This is a genomic window from Variovorax sp. E3, assembly GCF_016082275.1.
Lineage (GTDB): Bacteria > Pseudomonadota > Gammaproteobacteria > Burkholderiales > Burkholderiaceae_C > Variovorax.
This window is the reverse complement of sequence record NZ_MOWM01000006.1, coordinates 59,149-74,207: the sequence shown is the minus strand read 5'-3', so window position 1 is coordinate 74,207 and position 15,059 is coordinate 59,149. Positions and strand designations below refer to the sequence as shown.

Below are 15,059 nucleotides of genomic sequence, written 5' to 3'. Positions count from 1 at the left end.
GCTCAACGCAGGCCGACTGCACTTGAGCCTTGCACCACGGTGCCTTGTGGGACGACGGTGTGCGCGCCCTCCTGGGCGAGCAGTCGGTCGCGCTGCGCGAGCCAAGCTGTGGCGTCGAACATGACGGGCGCGCCGCTCCGCAGGCGGCTCACCTCGGCATTGGCCCAGGCGTCACGCAGTTCGAATTCGAGCAGGCGCCGGCTTGACTCGAAATTGGGCGACGTCTTCTCGTCGAGTCGGATCAGGTGGTAGCCGTCGCTGCTGAGCAGAGGCTCGCTGACGCTCTGCGGCCGAAGTACTGCCACCGCCGACCGCAGATCGGCACGCAGATCCATGGCGAACATCTCGGGCAGTTGGCCGCCATGGTCGCGGCTGTCGACGTCATCGGAAACCCTGCGTGCCAGCGTGGCAAAGTGCGCGCCGTGCTCCAGCTGACGCTGGATCGACCGTGCGCGGGCCAGGGCCTGTGCCGCTGTGCGGCGCTGGGCGGGCGGCACGGCAGGGTCGTTGTCGGAGATGCGCACGAGGATCTGGCTCAGCCGGTATTCGTCGTGGCTCGTCGGGTCGGCGTCATACCGCGCACGCACCTGCCGGGCATCCACCGGTGCCAGTTGGCGCAGACGGGCGACCTGTTCGTCCGCGAGGATGGTGTCACGTGCCAGCGCCAGGCGCTCAGCGATGCGCGGATCGCTTGCCAAGCCTGCGGTTTGCGCCTCCTTGGCCAGGATGTGCCGCTGGGAAAAGGCCTGTGCGAAGGTGTCCAGTTGTCCGGCATCCATCGACAGCGGCGCGTCGGCCGCCAGCATCGACCATGCGAGGCGTTGAGCCGACCAGTGGTCCGTTCCGACGATCATCACGGACGGTTCGTGTGCCGGCTCGGCTGATGCAGCCAGATGCGGCATGCCGAAAGCCAAGGCGAGGGTCGCGCAGGCCAGTTGCACGGCGCGACGCACGGTGCGGCCGTCGATTGCAATTGCGTTCATGGTGTTCTCTTGCGGAGGGGGGGCCGGAGGGGCGCGCGGGCTTGGGGGATCGTCGCGAGCCGCTCCGGCAACGAAAGGCCAGAGGCGGCTTAGTGCTTTCCGCGCACGAGGTACCAATCCGACAGGGCGACGGAGTTGTCGCTGGTAACGAAGGTGAAGCCCTGGTTGTTCAGGTAGTTCCAGTCGCCTCGGTTGTCGCAGTCTCTTTGCGGCCGTTGTAGGTGACGTACTTGTCTTCGAGCTTGTAGCAGCAGTGCCCGTCGCTGTCGTAGAAGCGGCCGCCACCGCCCGGGTAGTCCGGGATCGCATTGAACGTCCCGACGGGCGACTTCCGGCCCTTGGCCCAGTCCAACAGCTCGCCCTGCAGCAGGCCGTTGACCGATTTCACATTGGCCTCGATCGCCACATTGTTCGAATTCGCCGCCCAGGCGTCGCGCACTTGCGCCACGTTGATGCGTGAGAGGTTGTTGGTCACGAAGACGGGAATACCGCGCATGTTGGGAACATCCGCATGGAAGGCGGCCTGACTCTTGTAGAGCGTCGCATTGACCTTCATGGCCATGGTGTCAGTCGGCTTTTGCGCGAGTTGATTAGCAACCCTGCTGACAGCGCGCGCGGCATCCGCGGTTTTTACGTCGAACACGATGGGCGCATCGTTGGGGTGGGACCGTGCTGCGGTGATCGCAGCAGCGACCGTGGGGACGAAGTCGCCGGTTGTCGTTGACCGATCCGGCGTCAGGAGTCGGAGTTGCCCGACAAACTGCGCCGTGTGGGAGCTGACGGTGTCGTTGGTGCCAGTACCGTTTTCCGGGCTGTACTTGCGGCCGCCGGAAACCCTTGTCCAGATGTTCGTGGTCCGGCCGAGGTTGTAGTCGTGCATGAGCACCGGCACGCCATCCTGGGTCATCTTCACGTCCAGTTCCATTGCGTCCATGCAATGGTCCGCCGCACTCACGACCGCACTGCGCGAGTTCTCGGCGACCGCGTGGTTGTCCGGGTTGTACCGGCCCCAAAGGCCACGGTGGGCCAACACGGTCACGTACGCGTTGCCTGCGGCCGGGCCGTAGAACAGACCATTGAGCCGGGTGGGGGCCGAAGCGCCACAACCAGCGTGTGCGCTCGTGGTGAGCGTGGCGACTGGCAACAGGACGGCCAGTGCGCAGCACGCGGACCAGAAAGACGATGGGGATGGTTTCATGCAAGAGTCCTTGTGCGTTGCTGGTTGATGCACCGCCACGGTTGCGGTGCTTGGTGACGCGAAATGCGCTGTCGGAAGAGACCGGCTCAATCCTATTAACTCACTGTGACTTAATTATTAAAGCGGACGAGGGCCCGCAACTTTCCACGAGGGGCCGTCAGGGCGTCGCGCGGTCGGGCAGCCAGCGCACCTTGTAGAGCCTGATGTCCGGCACGTCGATGAAGCTTCGGGTGCGAGCAGCCGGATGCGATGGGACCACCAGCGCTCCTCGGGCTGCTGGAAGGCGATGCGGCCGGTGCGCGCTTCGACGCTGACGGCCTTGACGTCCCGCAGGTCCGCCAGTGGCGCAAAAGGCGCGTAGACACCGGTGTCGGGGTCGAACTGCCAGACGCCGTCGTGGGTGCTCAGGACCAGCCCGCGGCCGTCCGGTAGGCTGGCGAGATCGTGTCCGTTGGCCTTGCCCGGCAGCGGCCAGGACGTCACCAGCGCGAGCCGCGGCGTCCGGGAGTCCCAATCCGCCAGCTTGTACGCCCTGATGGCCTCGTGCCCCAGGGCGTAGAGCTGCGACCGGTGCTCGTCCCACACGACGCCATGGCCCGAGTACAGCTCGGTGGCGTGGAGCATGCGGCCCGGCAGGGCCGCGTCATAGATCTCGATGCGGTTGCCCTGCGGCGCAAGGGATGCAGCCACGGCGATGCGATGGCCAGGCAGCATCTCGGCGGAATGTGCCATGGCCACCTGCGCCCAGAACGTGGCATGGCCGCTCTGCAGGTCGACCAGTGCAACACCGCCGGTCGATGCCGTGATCAGGACCGCACTGGCGTCGAGAACAGGCTTGCATTCGTCGATCTTGTCGAACAGCCCCGACTTGTAGGCCTCGGGCATGTTGCTGTCGGTTCGCGCGGACCACGACCATGTCACGGTCGAACGATCGCCGTCGACTTCGTACTTGCGAACCGCGTCGCTGCCGCAGGCAGAAGCGCAGCGCTGTGCGAGCTTGTTGTGCCGAGCAGCAGCGCCGAAGCGAGAAACAGTGCGGCGCGAACCTTGCCCGCAGGGCGGGCCGGCAATGGAGGCATGACAGTGATCCTTGGAATGAGTGCGATGGCAGAGAGGCACGTCGCCCAGACTCTGAACCGCATCCAGTCTATTTATTCACTGTTACTGAAATATTAAAGGCGAAAGAGCTTCACACGCTCCGGAGGCGGGATCACAGGAAGAAATGTTCCTTGAACGGCAGTGCGGCCGCACCGATGGCCGTGGCATCGCTGGGAGCCTCGGCCGGCACGAGGCGTGGTTCGGGGCGCTTGCGTCCGCGCCGGGGCTTGTTGTCGATGGTCGATCCGGCGATCAGGCGTTCGGCCAGCGCACGCGGCAGGCGTCCGCCGTAGACGATGGCATCGGGGTCGAGCAGCGCGACGCTGGCCGAGACGATCAGCGACATCGCGGGGCGTGCACGCTCCAGCCATCGGTCGCAGGCCGGCCAGTGGGGATTGAACTGTGCCAGCATCGCGCCGATGTCCGCGAAGGCCAGGCCGTCCGAAGCCAGCATTTCGCGCAGCAGTTCCAGTGTGGGCGCCTCGATGCCTGGTATCGACAGCATGCCGGCGACTTCGCCCGCATTGCCGTGGGCGCCCCGGACGCATCGGCCGTTGACGATCAGGCCGCCTCCCAGCCCCAGGCTGAAGTACAGGTAGACGAAGCTGCGCGCCCAGCGCCCCACGCCCAGCATGCTCTCCCCGACGGCAGCCACGGTGCCGTCGTTGTCCAGCCATACGGGGTGCCCCAACTCGCGTGTGAGCAGTTCGTCCAGATCGGCCAGCGCGAGGTCGTCCAGCGGGGAGGGGGCGTTCACGCGGCGGCCTTCGCCCACGAAGAAGCCAGTGATGCCCACGCCCAGGCCGAACAGCCGGTCGGGCGAGACCTTGTGCGTGTGCAGCAGCGTCTGCATGTGCTGGCGCAGCACCGCGACCAGCTTGCTGCGATCGAGATCCGGCGTTTGCTCGTGCCTCTGTCCGAGCACATTGCCCGCGAAGTCGACGATCGCCGAGCTGACGCTGTCGGTGGTGACCGAAAAGCCGATCGTACAGGCATGGCCGGGCACCAGCTCGACCGCCTGGCTTGGTTTGCCCCGGCCTTCGCGCGGCAAGGTTTCGCCCAGGTGAAGCAAACCGCGGTCGCGCAGCTCGTCGACCAGCCGCATCACCGACTGCGCCGCCAGGCCGGTGGCGCGCACCAGGTCCGCGCGGGACATCCGCCCGTGGCGGCGGACCAGATCGAGCAGCTCTCGCTCGTTGGGGCTGGCCACCACGGGGTCGGCGGGCGTACGCCAGAACGCCGGTGGCGGGGTGCCCGTCTCGGGGCGGTGCGAGTCATCTTCCATGCAACAAGTTTATATACATGAAGGTGACATAAATAAGAAAAAAACTGCGCCTTCTGCTTTTCTTCAAGCAAAGGTTCGCTTTTTAATAATTCAGTCACAGTGAATAAATAGAGTCGTGACCGTTGCCAGGGCGATGTGCGCCCTTTCCACGAACCCCTTATTCATCTGGAGCCGTCATGCAAGCATTGTTCAGCCGAGCCGCACTGCTGAGCGCCCCCTTCGTCCTGGGCGTCCTGCCGCTGTCCGTCACCCAGGCCTGGGCGCAGGTACAGCCCGGCCCTGCGCCGGTTTCGTCCGTCGAGCCCGCTGCGCCGGCCACGGAACTGGCGCCCGTGGTCATCACGGGCCGCGCCCTGTCGGCGAAGAAGGCCATCGCGGAGAAGCGCGCCGAGCGTGTCGTGTCGGACGGCGTGTCGTCCGACGAGATCGGCTCTATTCCCGACTTTGGCCTGGGCGAGGCGCTGCAGCGCGTGCCCGGCGTGTCGATGATCGTCAACAACGGCCGTGGCGAGGCGCAGTTCATGACGCTGCGCGGATTCAATCCCGACTACAACAGCGTCACCGTCGACGGCATCGCGCTGCCGGCCACGGAAACCACGCGTCGCGTCGTTTCGCTGGACGTCATTCCCGCTTCGCTGGCCAGCCAGGTGTCGGTCTACAAGACCTTCACGCCGGACATGGAGGGCAACGCCATCGGCGGCCTGACGAACCTGCGCACGCGCAGCGCATTCGACAATCCCGGGCGGCACTTTTCGCTGCGCACCGATCTGTCGGACTGGACCAATCACCGGCGCCTCGACGGATCGTCGCCTTCCGGGCAGCTCGAGGGCACGATGAGCACCACCTTCGGCGAGCACAACGAGTTCGGCGCATTGCTGTCGGGCAGCTATTTCCGTCGGGTCTCGTCGTCACTGAATACCGCGATCGACAGCTACAGCTACTACACCAAGGGCGGCACGCAGACCAACGCAGCCAAGCTCAACCCCGCCACCGCCGACGTCAGCAACGCCATTGCGCTCCCCGACCGCCTGCGCTGGCTGACCTACGACACGTCCGCGAGCGCAAGAGCCTGTTCGGCAAGTTCGAATACGACAACCACAGCAACTTTCGCGCGCACCTCACCGGCGGGTGGTTCCAGCACCTGAACGACGAAGACCGTCGTGCGCAATGGCTGCAGAACACCACCACCAATTCCTCGCCCGTGACGGTCGGCGGCCTCGCCGGCAGCGCCGCGAGCGGCCAGTCGCAGACCGACTACGCCAAGTTCGACCAGAACCGCCAGCTGCGCTATTTCGAGGCCGGGGCCGAATACCAGCCCTGGGACCGCGGCCTGATCGACGTGACCTTCAACAAGGCGGGCGGCAGCTACCGGCAGGACTCCAAGCTGCACACCTTCGCGACCGGCAACAGCACGGCGCTGGGCTACGACTACATGCTGGTTCCTGGCGCCGTGCCGGTGTTCACGCCCAGGAACGGCAGCGCCCTCTACGACACTAGCCGCTACAACCTGACGGAAAACACCTCGCAGGTCGAGCAGTCGACCACGCAGCAGCAGACGTTCAAGGTCAATCTCAGCCACAACCTGGAGGACGGTGCGCGCGGGTGGGGTTTCAAGGCCGGCTTCCAGGTGCGCGACCTGACGAAGAACTACAACTTCGACGAGCTGCGTTTCAACCCCGTCGCCGGCCGGCCGATCACGCTCGCGCAGGTCGGTGCCAGCGGCGCGGTGGTGGTGCCCTACGACAGTGCCGGCCGCCCGCTGCTGCTGGTGGACCCGTCGCTCGCCCAGGCCTACTTCAATGCCAATCTGGGTCGCTACACGCTGTCGCCCGACCAGGTGGCGCGCAGCACATCGCAGGACTTCGATGTCTCCGAGCGCATCAGTGCCGCCTACGGCATGACGGCCTATCAGCTGGAGAACTTCACCGCGACCGCCGGTGCCCGTATCGAACATGCCAACACGCGTGTGGACACCTGGATGCCCACACCGCTGAACCAGTCCACCACCTACGGGCAGACATCGCAGTCGTCCAGCCGCACCGACGTGCTGCCTTCGGTGAACCTGAGCTGGGACATCCAGCCAGACCTGCGCCTGCGCACGGGTCTGGGCCGTTCGCTGGCGCGTCCGATCTACTCCGACCTGGGCCAGAACTCCAGCTCCGTTGCCGGCAATATCATCACCACGACGCAGGCCAATCCGGACCTGCAGCCGCGCAAGTCCCGCAACCTGGACGCCTCGCTCGAGTGGCACCCTTCGCTCGATTCGATGGTGTCGGTGGCGCTGTTCGACAAGAACATTTCCAACGAGATCGCGCGCCTGACCTCGACCAACAACCTGACGATTGGCGGCGCCAGCTACACGCAAAACGTGACGCAGGCCTCCAACGTCGGGACAGCCAAGGTCAACGGCCTGGAGCTCGGCGCGACCGATGTGCATTTCGACTTCTTGCCGGCGCCTTTCAACGCCTTCGGCGCGGCCGCGAACTTCACGCTGATGGACCAGAAGCCCGCGAGCGTGCGCATGAGCAACGGCACCAGCCGCGCCATGCCCCAGATGCAGGATTCGCCCACGCGCATGGCCAACCTGTCCCTGTTGTGGGGACGCGGCGCCTGGAGCGGCCAGGTCGCCTACAACCACACTGGCAAGACGCTCACCTCGCTGTCGACCACCAACGCGGCGCTGGACATCTACTACGCCGCGATCAACACGGTCGACATGCAGGTCCGCTACCAGTACAGCAAGGCGCTTTCCTTCGCTCTGCAGGCGAAAAACCTCAACGGTGCGAAGCTGCGCCGCGTGACGGGTCCGGGGCAATCCCTGCTCAACCAGGAGATCGACAACGGCAAGTCGTACTGGTTCGGCATGACCTACGCGCTCTGACGGTGCCACACATGGCCCGCACCACACCCATTCAACCCATTCGCTCCACACCATGATGAAACAACGCCCACTTCTCGAGCGTGCGCGGCACGCGCCGCATCGCTTCGCCTTTCTTGCCGCATGCGGCCTGTGCCTCGGCGCGCCGAGCTTCGCCGCAACCGCGGCAGCCGCTGCCGCCAGCAACCCCTACGGCTTCGATGCGCTCTGGAACCAGGGCGACGTGGTGGCCAGGGCGGTGCTGGTGATCCTGGCGATCATGAGCATGGGCAGCTGGTACCTCATCGCGACCAAGCTGCTCGAGCAGAGCAAGATGAAGCGCCAGGCCGCCAAGGCCGGGCGCGAATTCTGGAATGCCGGCACCACCGAAGCGGGCGCCGAAAAGCTGGCCGACGGCAGCCCCTTCCGCTTCATCGCCGAGGCGGGCCTGAGCGCCACCCGCAAGCACGCGGGGCTGCATGCCAAGGTCGACTTCTGCGACTGGATCGAACTGTCCATCCACCGCGCCACGGAGCGTGTGCAACGGCGCCTGGGCAACGGCATGTCGTTCCTTGCGACCGTGGGGTCCACCTCGCCCTTCATCGGGCTGTTCGGCACCGTCTGGGGCATCTACCACGCGCTCACCGCCATCGGCGTGGCGGGGCAGGCCAGCATCGACAAGGTCGCCGGCCCGGTGGGCGAGGCGCTCATCATGACCGCCATCGGCCTGGCCGTCGCGGTGCCCGCGGTGCTGGGCTACAACTGGCTGCTGCGCCGCAATGTCGCCGTGATGGACGAGGTGCGCGACTTCAGCGGCGAGCTGCACACGGCGCTGCTCGGCGCGCCCACCGGGCAGGCGGCTTGACCCGCATCTGAAACCGGAGCATCGCGATGGCCATGAACATCTCCGCGATCGACGGCGACGAAGACCAGGTCGTCTCGGCGATCAACACCACCCCGCTGGTGGACGTGATGCTGGTGCTGCTGATCATCTTCCTGATCACCATCCCCGTCGCCAACCACGCGGTGCCGGTGGATCTGCCCAAGGAGCGTAACGAAGTGCGCGTGAGCAAGGCCAAGGATGTCGTGATTTCGGTGGATGCGCACGGCGACATCTACTGGCTCGACAGCCGCCTGCCCGATGGCGAGGCGCTGGCAGGGCGGCTGCGTGCGGTGGCCGCGATGAACCCGCAGCCCGAAGTGCAGATCCGCGGCGACGGCGCCAGCGACTACGAACCCGTGGGCCGAGTCATCGACGCCTGCCAGACCGCAGGCATTGCCAAGGTGGGCTTCATCACCGAACCTCCGGCCAACGACTGAACCATGCGCAAGAACTGGAAAACCCCACGCCGCACCGCGGCAGCGGACGCGCCGGTCGCGGACATCAACACCACGCCGTTGATCGACGTGATGCTGGTGCTGTTGATCATGCTGATCATCACCATCCCGGTGCAGCTGCACGCGGTCAGCCTGAACATGCCGACGGCCGGTGCGCCGCCCAGTGAACCCAGGCCCGAAGTGCTGCATGTCGACGTGAGTGCCGCCGGCGTGGTGGCATGGAACGGCGAGCCGCTGGCCGACCGGGCCGAGCTCGTGCGCCGCATGGAGCAGCTCGCGGCGCAGCCCGAGCAACCGCCGGTGTATCTGCGGCCGGACCGCAAGGCGAAATACGAGGTGGTGGCCGCGGTGCTGGCCGCGGCGCAGCGCACCGGCCTCACCCGGATCGGCATCGTCGGCTCACAGGGGTTGGCCCCATGAGCGCGACCCTGCCGACCCTGCCTGGTGTGCGCCCTGGCCGCGTGAAGGACTTCAAGCCCTCGAACCGCTTCGGACTGGCGGGCCTGGCGGCGATGGTGGGGCTGCACCTGCTGATCGGCTATGCGCTGGTCTCCGGACTGGCGCGCAAGGCGGTGGAGACGGTGGCGAGGAAGCCGCTGGAAGCCGTCATCGTCCAGGATGTGAGGCCGCCGCCCAAGGTCGAGAAGATCGTCCAGGCGCGCAAGGCGGCTACGCCGCAGCCGGCGCGTGTGCCGCGGCCCGAGGTCGTGCGGACGCCCGCGCCTGTTCCGGTGCCGGCACCGATCCCCCGGCCGTCGCGATGCAGAGCCCTGAGCCGGCACCGGCCCCTTCGCCGCCAGCACCGTCCCTGCCGTCCCCGCCGGCCCCGGCTGCGCCATCTCCCGCGCCCGCCCGCCCGGCATCGTCCAGCGTGGGCGTGGTGTGTCCGGGCTACCAGGCCGCGCTGCAGAGCGGGTTGGCCGGCGTCTTCGAACGGGTCGGCCTGGCCGCCACGGTCAAGGTGCAGTTCCGTGTGCGCGGCGATGCCGTGCAGGACGTGAGCCTGCTGTCGGGTCCGCGCGAATACCAGCGCGCGGTGCAGTCCGCGGTGCGCCGCTTCACCTGCAGGTCCGAAGGTGTCGAGGACGCACTCGTGGTCTTCGACGTCAACTTCCGTGCCGAGTAGCCGGCAACCCGGGTCCGTATACATGTTCACGCATTCGATGTTTCTGTTTCTGTTCCGTATGGCCGCCTTGCTCGTCCTGCAGGCCTTCGCGCTGGCTGGCGCCCATGCACAGGCTCCGCTCAAGTACGCCGACTTCGACGCGGCCGCGTTGACGAGCGACAACTTCTACAAGGTGCTCGAACCCGTGGCTCGACGCGAAGGCAAGCTCATGCTCTACAACTTCGCGGGCAACTTCGATCCGGCGTGGAAGCTCGGGCTGATCCCTCGCTTCGAGGCGCGCTACGGCGTCAAGGTCGAATACCGGAACGTGCGCCAGGCGCAGGCCAACCAGCAGCTGATGGCCGTCCACAAGGCGGGTGCGCCCTCGCCAGTGGACGTGTACTTTGCCGGCAGCACCGACAGCTTCGAGGTGCTGCGCGCCGCCGGCGTGATCGCGCAGCTGGACCTGGCCCATGTCATGCCCAATCTCTCCGCTGTCCCCACCGAGTACAAGCGCACGATCTTCGGCGTGGACACCGGCGGCACCTGGCCGTTGGTGCATCTGAACCAGACCGCGCTGGGTTACGACAGCGCGCTGCTGCCCACCGCCCAGGTGCCCGCGAACTTCGAGTCGTTGCTGGCGTGGGCGCAGAAGAACCCCAGGAAATTCGCCATCACCTCGCCCGCCAAGGGCGGCTCCGGCAGCGGATTTCTGTACGCGGCCGCGCTGCACTTCGCCAGCGACGCGGCATGCCGCAAGACGCTCGCGAGCGCGCGGATGACCGAGGACGAGGCCGTGCAATGGGCCGCGACCGCAAGCTGCCTGGACCCGCTGTGGGCCTACCTCGCGCAACTGCTCAAGGTGGCGGAACTCACCAACGGCAACGCCGACACGCTGAACCTGCTCAACAACCGGCAGGCATGGATCGGTACCACGTGGGAAGACCTGTCCCTGGCGTTCGTGCGCGACAGCCAGCTGCCGCAGAGCTTCAGGCTCATGCTGCTGGAGGGCGGCATGGCCGCCAGCGGCGACGGCCTGATCGTGCCGGCCAACGCCAGGAATCCGGCTGCGGCACTGCTGTTCATCGACATGGCCTTCGACCGCGAGTTCCAGACCTGGAAGCTGGAGCACCACGCCTCGCGTTCGCCGCGCAACGACGTCGACCCCGCGGCAGTCGCAAGCGCCGCGACAGCGCCTTACCTGGTGCCCGCCGCGCAGATGCGCACGCGCTCCTTGCCGGCCAACTGGCTGGTGACGCGCGGGCTGATCCGCGCGTTCGAGGACAAGGTGCTCGCGAAGCGCTGAGCCCCACCGACCCCATTCTCTCTATTTTTGAAACGACAAAGCATGGCCTCCCTGAACCTGAGCGGCGTTCATAAGTCCTACGGCTCGACCGCGGCTTTGGCGCCCACCGACTTCGACGTGCCGCACGGCGAGTTCGTCACGCTGCTAGGTCCTTCGGGCTGCGGCAAGACGACCCTGCTGCGCATCGTCGCGGGCATCGCGAGCGCCAGCGGCGGCGAGATCCGGCTCGGCGGACGGCGCATCGACACGCTGCCGCCTGAGCAGCGCGACGTGGCCATGGTGTTCCAGACCTATGCGCTGTTCCCTCATATGAGCGTGCGCAAGAACCTGGGCTTTGGCCTGCGCATGAAGAAGATCGCACCGGCCGAGCAGGCCCGCCGCATCGCGCATGCCGTGGCCATCTGCAAGCTCGACGGCCTGCTCGACCGCATGCCGCGGCAGCTCTCCGGCGGGCAGCAGCAGCGCGTGGCGCTGGCGCGCGCGATCGTGATGCAGCCGGCCCTGCTGCTCTTCGACGAGCCGCTGTCCAACCTGGATGCCAAGCTGCGCGAGAGCCTGCGCGAGGAGCTGGTCGCGCTGCACCGGCGCGTGGGCACGACCAGTCTGTACGTCACGCACGACCAGGCCGAGGCGATGGCGATGTCGGACCGCATTCTGGTGATGAACGCCGGGCGCATCGTCGAGAGTGGCACGCCGCTCGCGCTGTATCGCCGCCCGGTGGATGCGTTCACGGCGCAATTTCTCGGGCACACGCACCTGTTGCGCTTGCCGCTCACCGGCCGCGGGAAGGACTGCAGGGTGACCTTGCCCTGGGGCGCATCGGCCGCAATCGACGAGCTGGCCGATGGTGCCTACTCCGTCGATGGCGCCGGCTCCGCGCTGGTGTCGCTGCGGCCCGAGGGCCTGTCCGTCGTGCCCGATGCCGACGGCGCGGGCGAGGTCACGGCCGCGAGCTTCACTGGCGCGCAGGTGAACTACACGGTGCGCATCGCGGACCTGAGCCTGCGCGTCACGGTCACGGCCGGTGACGGCACGCGGCTGCTGCCCGTGGGTCAGCGCGTGAACGTCACAGTCGGGGAGCGCCTGCATGCGTTGAAATCCACCGGCCAGGACCCCGGCCACGAGGGTCGTGCGTGATGAAGAGCGCATCCGCGGGGGACAACCGCACTTGGCTTGTGGCCTGGGCCTTGCTGCTTCCCAGCCTCGTCTTTCTTGGCGCGCTGTTCGCCGGCCCGCTGCTGTGGAGTCTGGCGGGCAGCCTGGGGCTCGATCAGGGGCTGGCCGGTTTCACACTCGAGCACTACGTGCAGATCTTCACCCATCCGGCCCTGCGCAGCGGGCTCCTGGTGTCGATCTACTACGGCATCGCCCCGGTGGCGGTGACGCTGGTCCTCTCGATCGGCCTGGCGCTGCTGCTGCGTCGCCACTTTCGCGGGCGCGCATGGTTCAACGGACTCTACAAGATACCGATGGCAGTCCCGGGCATCATTGCCGCGCTGGTCGTCATGACCCTGGCCGAACGCGGCGGCTTCCTCGACCGGCTGGCGGCGCCGCTCGGCCTCGCGCTGCCCCGCCTGGTGCGCGACCCTTGGGGCGTGGGCGTCGTCCTGACCTCGGTCTGGAAGCAGTTGCCGTTCATGACCCTGGTGATCACCGGCGCCTTCGCCGCCATTCCGCAGGAGGTGAGCCACGCCGCGCGCACGCTGGGCGCGGGCCGCTGGCGCACCCTCCTGTGGGTGGAACTGCCGATGGCGCTGCCCGGCATCTCGGCGGCGGTGCTGCTCACCTTCATCGGCACCATGGGCTCGTTCGCCATTCCCGACCTGGTGGGGCCACCTTCTCCGCGCCCGCTGGCCGTGCACATGTACGCGGAATTCGGCAGCGGCCACCTGCCGCTGGTCTATGCCATCGGCATGCTGCTCAGCGCCTTCGCTGTCGCGGTGCTGCTGGGCTACTACGCGTTGAGCGCGCGGGCCGCCCGGCTCCTGGGCGGCAGCGCACTAAAGGACAACCATGAATGAAGCCGCATCGGCTGCCCCGGCGCGCCGGCGCTTCGCGCCCGAAGACCGGATCTGGGTTTCGGCGGGCCTGTTCGCGGCGCTCGCATTGGCGCTGGGCCTGCCCCTGGTGCTGCTGGTGCTGTGGAGCGTGGCCGGGCGCTGGCCCGCGCCGGACCTGCTGCCCAGCAGCTACACCGGCGCCATCTGGCGCGCCGTGCTCGACGACGGCGACGTGCTGGGCGCGGCAATCACCAGCACCGTCATCGCCGTACTCGTGACCGTGCTGACCGCGCTCGTGGCGCTGCCCACGGCCTGGGCGATGGCCAAGTTTCCGCTGCGCTGCAAGCGCGCGATCGAGGTGTTCGTGCTGGCGCCTGTGATCGTGCCGGGCATCGTCGTGGCCGTGGGCGTGGGACAGGTGTTCCTCACGTGGGGCCTGACCTACACCGTGCCCGGCGTGGTGCTGGTGCAGATGGTGGGCACGCTGCCGCTGATGATCCGGCTGCTCGTGGCCAGCTTCGAGACCTTGCCCGACGAATTGCTCCATGCCGCGCGCTCGCTCGGCGCGAGCCCGCTGCGCGCGGTGTGGCACGTGGCGCTGCCGCTGTGCACGCCGGGGCTGCTGGCCGGCGCGCTGCTGTCCTTCGTCGGCAGCTTCGAGGAATTCGACAAGACCTTCCTCGTCGCGCGCCGGCGGTGCAAACGCTGCCCGTGCTGCTGTACCACCACCTGGACCCGTACTCGCTGCAGTTTCCGCTGGCCGCGGTGGTGGCGCTGATTCTTCTGCTGCCGGTGCTGGTCGTGTTCGTGCTGTCGGGTCGCATCCTGCGCGACGACCTGATGGCCGCGGGCATGGGAAAGGTCTGAAATCACTCCCTTCGTTTTCTCGTGAACCGCTCGCTTCATCTTCAACATCAATCACCTGCAATGGCCGTTTCCGCATTCTTGCCAACTGACGACTCCTCCGTCTCGACCACCGCGCTCATCGGCCCCTCGAACCCCCGCGTGCTCGTGGCCGCGCACCGCGGTGCCTGGCGGGAGCTTCCCGAAAATTCCATCTCGGCGCTCGACGACGCCATTGCGCAGGGCGCGGACATCATCGAGCTCGACGTGCGCGCCACGCGCGACGATGTGCTGGTGCTGCTGCACGATCCGACGCTGGAGCGCACCACGACCGGCAGCGGCGCCGTGGCCGCGCTCGATTTCGGCCAGGTGCGTCGGGCTCGTCTCAAACCCCGCGACGGCGGTAGCGCACTCGTGCCGACGCGCGAGCGTCTGCCCACGCTGGCGAGCGCGCTCGAAGCGGCGCGCGACCGCGTGGTGGTCAACATCGACGTCAAGGACACGCGGATGGCCGACCACGTCGCGCAGGCCGTCATCGCTGCGGGCATGGCCGACCAGGTGTTCGTCAAGGCCACGATCACCGAGCAGCGGCATGTGAACGAGGTCCGGGCCAGCCCCTTCTTCGGCCGTATCGCCTTCGTGCCGATGATGCAGGCCCGCCCTGGCCGTTTTGCCGAAGACCTGCGCTGGCTCGAGCCGCTGGGCTGCCAGATGTACGAGGTGGGCTTTGCCAACCTTGCAGATCTCGAGGCCGGCCGCGACGAACTCAGGCGCCAGGGCGCGCGCCTGTGGGTCAACACCATCGATTGCTCGCACAGCCTGGACTTCAACGACACGCATGCGCTGCGGGACGCCGATGCCGTTTGGGGCCGTCTGCTCGACGTGGGCGTGGGGGCGATCCAGACCGATGTCGTGCCGGACCTGGTGGCTTACCTGGCGCGCAACGGGCATCGCCAGGGCACCGGGGCGGCGCGATGACCGCGGCGAATGAACCGGGGCAGGTGGGCGCAGCGATGCCCGACGGACTGGCGCGCGCACACCGCATC

General features: G+C 67.3%; 14 protein-coding genes and 1 pseudogene. 11 read left to right on the top strand and 4 right to left on the bottom strand.

The genetic code is table 11. The features are described 5' to 3' along the window. Positions 1-2 precede the first annotated feature (2 nt). The 4 genes from BMG07_RS03870 to BMG07_RS03855 all read right to left on the bottom strand — a co-directional run bounded on the left by BMG07_RS03870 (position 3) and on the right by BMG07_RS03855 (position 4,564). Positions 3-983, bottom strand: a complete 981-nt coding sequence (locus BMG07_RS03870) for a peptidylprolyl isomerase (RefSeq protein WP_198083432.1) — start codon at positions 981-983, stop codon at positions 3-5. Positions 984-1,152: 169 nt separating this feature from the next. Then, the gene (locus BMG07_RS03865; RefSeq protein ID WP_198083431.1) at positions 1,153-2,181 is read right to left on the bottom strand and encodes a glycerophosphodiester phosphodiesterase family protein; all 1,029 of its coding nucleotides are present in this window, start codon (positions 2,179-2,181) and stop codon (positions 1,153-1,155) included. A gap of 117 nt (positions 2,182-2,298) precedes the next feature. Next, a complete protein-coding gene (locus BMG07_RS03860; RefSeq protein ID WP_198083430.1) occupies positions 2,299-3,102 on the bottom strand; it encodes a DUF6528 family protein in 804 nt (267 codons plus the stop codon). Positions 3,103-3,391: 289 nt separating this feature from the next. After that, positions 3,392-4,564: an ROK family transcriptional regulator gene (locus BMG07_RS03855; RefSeq protein ID WP_198083429.1), complete on the bottom strand. Its 1,173-nt coding sequence runs from the start codon at positions 4,562-4,564 to the stop codon at positions 3,392-3,394. A gap of 176 nt (positions 4,565-4,740) precedes the next feature. Between BMG07_RS03855 and BMG07_RS03850 the strand changes: the two are divergent. The 11 genes and pseudogenes from BMG07_RS03850 to BMG07_RS03800 form a co-directional block, all read left to right on the top strand. Then, positions 4,741-5,253: pseudogene (locus BMG07_RS03850) on the top strand (TonB-dependent receptor plug domain-containing protein); the annotation flags it as partial. A 38-nt stretch (positions 5,254-5,291) separates the two neighbouring features. Further along, positions 5,292-7,445: a TonB-dependent receptor gene (locus tag BMG07_RS03845; RefSeq protein ID WP_307866863.1), complete on the top strand. Its 2,154-nt coding sequence runs from the start codon at positions 5,292-5,294 to the stop codon at positions 7,443-7,445. 55 nt (positions 7,446-7,500) lie between these two features. Beyond that, a complete protein-coding gene (locus tag BMG07_RS03840) occupies positions 7,501-8,286 on the top strand; it encodes a MotA/TolQ/ExbB proton channel family protein (protein ID WP_374221231.1) in 786 nt (261 codons plus the stop codon). Between the two features lie 26 nt (positions 8,287-8,312). Further along, complete coding sequence (locus BMG07_RS03835; protein WP_198083427.1) at positions 8,313-8,741, top strand: biopolymer transporter ExbD; 429 nt, start codon at positions 8,313-8,315, stop codon at positions 8,739-8,741. Positions 8,742-8,744: 3 nt separating this feature from the next. Beyond that, the gene (locus tag BMG07_RS03830) at positions 8,745-9,179 is read left to right on the top strand and encodes a biopolymer transporter ExbD (protein WP_198083426.1); all 435 of its coding nucleotides are present in this window, start codon (positions 8,745-8,747) and stop codon (positions 9,177-9,179) included. A gap of 340 nt (positions 9,180-9,519) precedes the next feature. Then, positions 9,520-9,885, top strand: a complete 366-nt coding sequence (locus BMG07_RS03825) for a hypothetical protein (protein ID WP_269758616.1) — start codon at positions 9,520-9,522, stop codon at positions 9,883-9,885. A 58-nt stretch (positions 9,886-9,943) separates the two neighbouring features. Beyond that, entirely contained in the window at positions 9,944-11,170 is a 1,227-nt protein-coding gene (locus BMG07_RS03820) for an extracellular solute-binding protein (RefSeq protein ID WP_269758615.1), read from the top strand. 42 nt (positions 11,171-11,212) lie between these two features. Continuing rightward, on the top strand, positions 11,213-12,307 hold the full coding sequence (locus tag BMG07_RS03815; protein WP_198083424.1) for an ABC transporter ATP-binding protein: 1,095 nt from the start codon (positions 11,213-11,215) through the stop codon (positions 12,305-12,307). Further along, positions 12,307-13,191 (top strand): ABC transporter permease, encoded by an 885-nt coding sequence (locus tag BMG07_RS03810; RefSeq protein WP_198083423.1) that lies wholly within the window; start codon positions 12,307-12,309, stop codon positions 13,189-13,191. Before BMG07_RS03815 ends, BMG07_RS03810 begins: the two co-directional genes overlap by 1 nt. Next, positions 13,184-13,948, top strand: a complete 765-nt coding sequence (locus BMG07_RS03805; RefSeq protein WP_198083422.1) for an ABC transporter permease — start codon at positions 13,184-13,186, stop codon at positions 13,946-13,948. Before BMG07_RS03810 ends, BMG07_RS03805 begins: the two co-directional genes overlap by 8 nt. Positions 13,949-14,097: 149 nt before the next feature. Further along, positions 14,098-14,991 carry a glycerophosphodiester phosphodiesterase family protein gene (locus BMG07_RS03800; protein ID WP_198083421.1) on the top strand — a complete coding sequence of 298 codons (894 nt, stop codon included), beginning with the start codon at positions 14,098-14,100 and terminating at the stop codon, positions 14,989-14,991. Positions 14,992-15,059 lie beyond the last annotated feature (68 nt).

Bases quoted from the DNA above. Each gene is read 5' to 3' on its own strand.
- BMG07_RS03870 (WP_198083432.1), bottom strand. From the start codon at position 983: ATGAACGCAATTGCAATCGACGGCCGCACCGTGCGTCGCGCCGTGCAA.
- BMG07_RS03865 (WP_198083431.1), bottom strand. From the start codon at position 2,181: ATGAAACCATCCCCATCGTCTTTCTGGTCCGCGTGCTGCGCACTGGCC.
- BMG07_RS03855 (WP_198083429.1), bottom strand. From the start codon at position 4,564: ATGGAAGATGACTCGCACCGCCCCGAGACGGGCACCCCGCCACCGGCG.
- BMG07_RS03840 (WP_374221231.1), top strand. From the start codon at position 7,501: ATGAAACAACGCCCACTTCTCGAGCGTGCGCGGCACGCGCCGCATCGC.
- BMG07_RS03835 (WP_198083427.1), top strand. From the start codon at position 8,313: ATGGCCATGAACATCTCCGCGATCGACGGCGACGAAGACCAGGTCGTC.
- BMG07_RS03830 (WP_198083426.1), top strand. From the start codon at position 8,745: ATGCGCAAGAACTGGAAAACCCCACGCCGCACCGCGGCAGCGGACGCG.
- BMG07_RS03825 (WP_269758616.1), top strand. From the start codon at position 9,520: ATGCAGAGCCCTGAGCCGGCACCGGCCCCTTCGCCGCCAGCACCGTCC.
- BMG07_RS03820 (WP_269758615.1), top strand. From the start codon at position 9,944: ATGGCCGCCTTGCTCGTCCTGCAGGCCTTCGCGCTGGCTGGCGCCCAT.
- BMG07_RS03815 (WP_198083424.1), top strand. From the start codon at position 11,213: ATGGCCTCCCTGAACCTGAGCGGCGTTCATAAGTCCTACGGCTCGACC.
- BMG07_RS03810 (WP_198083423.1), top strand. From the start codon at position 12,307: ATGAAGAGCGCATCCGCGGGGGACAACCGCACTTGGCTTGTGGCCTGG.
- BMG07_RS03805 (WP_198083422.1), top strand. From the start codon at position 13,184: ATGAATGAAGCCGCATCGGCTGCCCCGGCGCGCCGGCGCTTCGCGCCC.
- BMG07_RS03800 (WP_198083421.1), top strand. From the start codon at position 14,098: ATGGCCGTTTCCGCATTCTTGCCAACTGACGACTCCTCCGTCTCGACC.